This is a genomic window from Nocardiopsis lucentensis DSM 44048, from assembly GCF_000341125.1.
GTDB classification, from domain to species: domain Bacteria; phylum Actinomycetota; class Actinomycetes; order Streptosporangiales; family Streptosporangiaceae; genus Nocardiopsis; species Nocardiopsis lucentensis.
In genome coordinates this window covers 1-2,819 of the sequence record NZ_ANBC01000489.1, presented here as the reverse complement: position 1 = coordinate 2,819, position 2,819 = coordinate 1, and the positions used below count along the sequence as shown (strand labels likewise).

The window sequence follows — 2,819 nt, the reverse complement described above, 5'->3', positions numbered from 1 at the left end:
CGGGCGGATCCCCTCCGAGCGGATCGCCGCCGCCCTGGCCGCCCGGGTCGGCCGCGCCCGCGCCAAGGAGCTGCTCACCCGCGCGTCCCGCCGCGCGGCCGAGGAGGGCCTGCCCCTGGCCGAGGTCCTGCGCGACGCGCCCGATCTCGCGGACCCGCCGGAGGGGTTCCTCGCGGACCTGACCGACCCGGCCGCCTACCTCGGTGCCGCGCCCCTCCTGGTCGACCGCGCCCTGGCCGACCCCCGAGGATCCGGGTGAGGCCGCCGCACCCGCCCGTCTCCGCGGAGACGGGCGGTTCGCCCCTCGAAGGGACCCGGCCCTCCCGCGCCCGGAGGACGCGAACGGCCCAGCGCGCCCACACCGGCGCCGGGCGCCCCGACACCCGACCCGCCGACGTCCTCGCCGACGAGGCTCCCGGTGAGCTCCCCAGGCCCGGCGGACGTCCCCGAACATCTGACGGAGAACCCGTGACCGACCCGCTCCACCACCGCCTCGACGGCCCCGAGGGCGCGCCGCCGCTGATCCTCGGCCCCTCCCTGGGCACCTCCCTGTCCGTGTGGGACCCCCAACTGCCCGCCCTGGCCCGCGACCACCGGGTCCTGCGCTACGACCTGCCCGGCCACGGCCGCTCGCCCGCCTCCGTCCTATCGGAATCCGGGGCCACCGTCGCCGACCTGGCCCGCCTCGTCCTCGACCTGGCCGACGCCCGGGGTTGGGCGACCTTCCACTACGCCGGGGTCTCCCTGGGCGGGGCCGTCGGCGCCCACCTGGCCGCGCACCACCCCGAGCGGGTGGCCTCCCTGGTCCTGGTCTGCTCGTCCGCACGGTTCGGCGACCCCGCGGCGTGGCGCGAGCGCGCCGACCTGGTGCGGCGGGAGGGGACCGCCGCCCTGCTCGGCACGGCCCCGCGACGCTGGTTCGCCGACCCCGGCACCGCCGACACCCTCGCGGGCAAAGGACTCCTGGCCGACCTGGAACGCACGGACCCCGCGGGCTACGCCGCCTGCTGCGACGCCCTGGCCGCCCACGACCTGCGGGACCGCCTCGGCGACGTCGGAGCACCGACCCTCGTCGTCTCCGGTCGCGGGGACCGCGCCACCCCGCCCGCACACGGGCGCGTGCTGGCCGACGGGATCCCCGGCGCGAACCTGACCGAGATCGGCGGCGCGGGCCACCTGGCGGGGGTCGAACGGCCCGAGGCCGTCACCGCCGCCCTGCTCGGGCACCTGTCCCCCGGCACCGACGGCGGGCGGCACGCGGCCGGGACGGCCGTGCGGCGGGCCGTCCTCGGCGACGCGCACGTCGACCGCGCGGTGGCGCGCACCACCGCGTTCACCGCCGACTTCCAGGACCTCATCACCCGCTACGCCTGGGGTGAGATCTGGACCCGCCCCGGTCTGGACCGGCGCACCCGCAGCTGTGTGACGCTGACCGCCCTGGTCGCGCGCGGGCACCACGACGAGCTGGCCATGCACGTGCGCGCCGCCCTCACCAACGGCCTGTCCCCCGACGAGATCGGCGAGGTGATCCTGCAGTCCGCGATCTACTGCGGGGTGCCCGCCGCCAACTCCGCCTTCGCCACCGCCCAGCGCGTGCTGGCCGACCTCAACGAGGAGTGACCGTGTCCCACCCACGCCAGACCACCGTCGCCGTCATCGGGGCGGGCCCCGCCGGGCTCCTCCTGGCGCGGCTGCTGCACCGCTCGGGCCTCGACTGCGTCGTGCTGGAGAGCCGCGACCGCGACTACGTGGAACAGCGCCAGCGCGCCGGAATCATGGAGCAGGGGACGGTGGAGACGCTGCGCGAGGCGGGTGCCGCCGACCGGCTGGACCGCGAGGGCATCCCGCACGACGGGATCGAACTGCGCTTCGACGGCCGCAGCCACCGCGTCGACTTCCCGTCCCTGACGGGGGGCCGCCGGGTCTGGGTGTACGCCCAGACGGAGATGGTCAAGGACCTGGTCGCCCTGCGCCTGGCCGACGGAGAGCCCCTGCTGTTCGAGGCCCCCGTCCACGCGGTGGAGGGGATCGACGCCGACCGCTGCACCGTCCGCTACACCCACCAGGGTCGGGAGCACACCCTCACCTGCGACTACGTGGTGGGCTGCGACGGCTACCACGGGGTGGCCCGCCAGGCCGCCCCGCGGGGGGGGAGCCGCACCTTCGAGCGCGTCTACCCGTACTCGTGGCTGGGGGTGACGGCCGAGGCCCCGCCCGCCTACGACGAGCTGGTCTACGCCCACTCGGACCGGGGCTTCGCGTTGGCGAGCATGCGCTCCCCGTCGGTGAGCCGCCTCTACCTCCAGGTGGCCAACGGCGAGGACCCGGCGGACTGGCCGGACGAGCGGATCTGGGACGAACTGGACGCGCGCCTGGGCGCCGACGGGACGTGGCACCTGAACCGGGGGCCGATCACCGCCAAGTCGGTGCTGCCGATGCGCAGTTCGGTGACCGAGCCGATGCGGCACGGCCGCCTGTTCCTGGCCGGGGACGCCGCGCACATCGTGCCGCCCACGGGCGCCAAGGGGCTCAACCTGGCCGTCTCCGACGTGGCCGTCCTGGCCCGGGCGTTCGCGCATCTGCGCACGACCGGGTCGACGGAGCAACTGGAGGCCTACTCCGCGACCTGTCTGCGGCGGGTGTGGCGGGCGGAGCACTTCTCGTACCTGATGACCACGACCCTGCACACCGACCCCGGGCAGCCGGGGTTCGACACCCGTCTGCAGCTGTCCCAACTCGACCGGGTGGCCACCTCGCCCTTCGCCGCGGCCGACCTGGCGGAGAACTACACCGGCCTGCCGTTCGCCTGACACCCCCGG

At 76.2% G+C, this 2,819-nt stretch carries 2 protein-coding genes and 1 pseudogene; all 3 read left to right on the top strand.

What is annotated here, in order from left to right; genetic code table 11:
- Positions 1-259 (top strand): annotated as a pseudogene (locus D471_RS34860) (3-carboxy-cis,cis-muconate cycloisomerase); the annotation flags it as partial.
- Positions 260-468: 209 nt separating this feature from the next.
- Entirely contained in the window at positions 469-1,620 is a 1,152-nt protein-coding gene (gene pcaDC, locus D471_RS0117430; RefSeq protein ID WP_017599808.1) for a bifunctional 3-oxoadipate enol-lactonase/4-carboxymuconolactone decarboxylase PcaDC, read from the top strand.
- On the top strand, positions 1,617-2,810 hold the full coding sequence (locus D471_RS0117425; protein WP_017599807.1) for a 4-hydroxybenzoate 3-monooxygenase: 1,194 nt from the start codon (positions 1,617-1,619) through the stop codon (positions 2,808-2,810). The genes pcaDC and D471_RS0117425 overlap by 4 nt, the downstream gene beginning before the upstream one ends.
- Positions 2,811-2,819 lie beyond the last annotated feature (9 nt).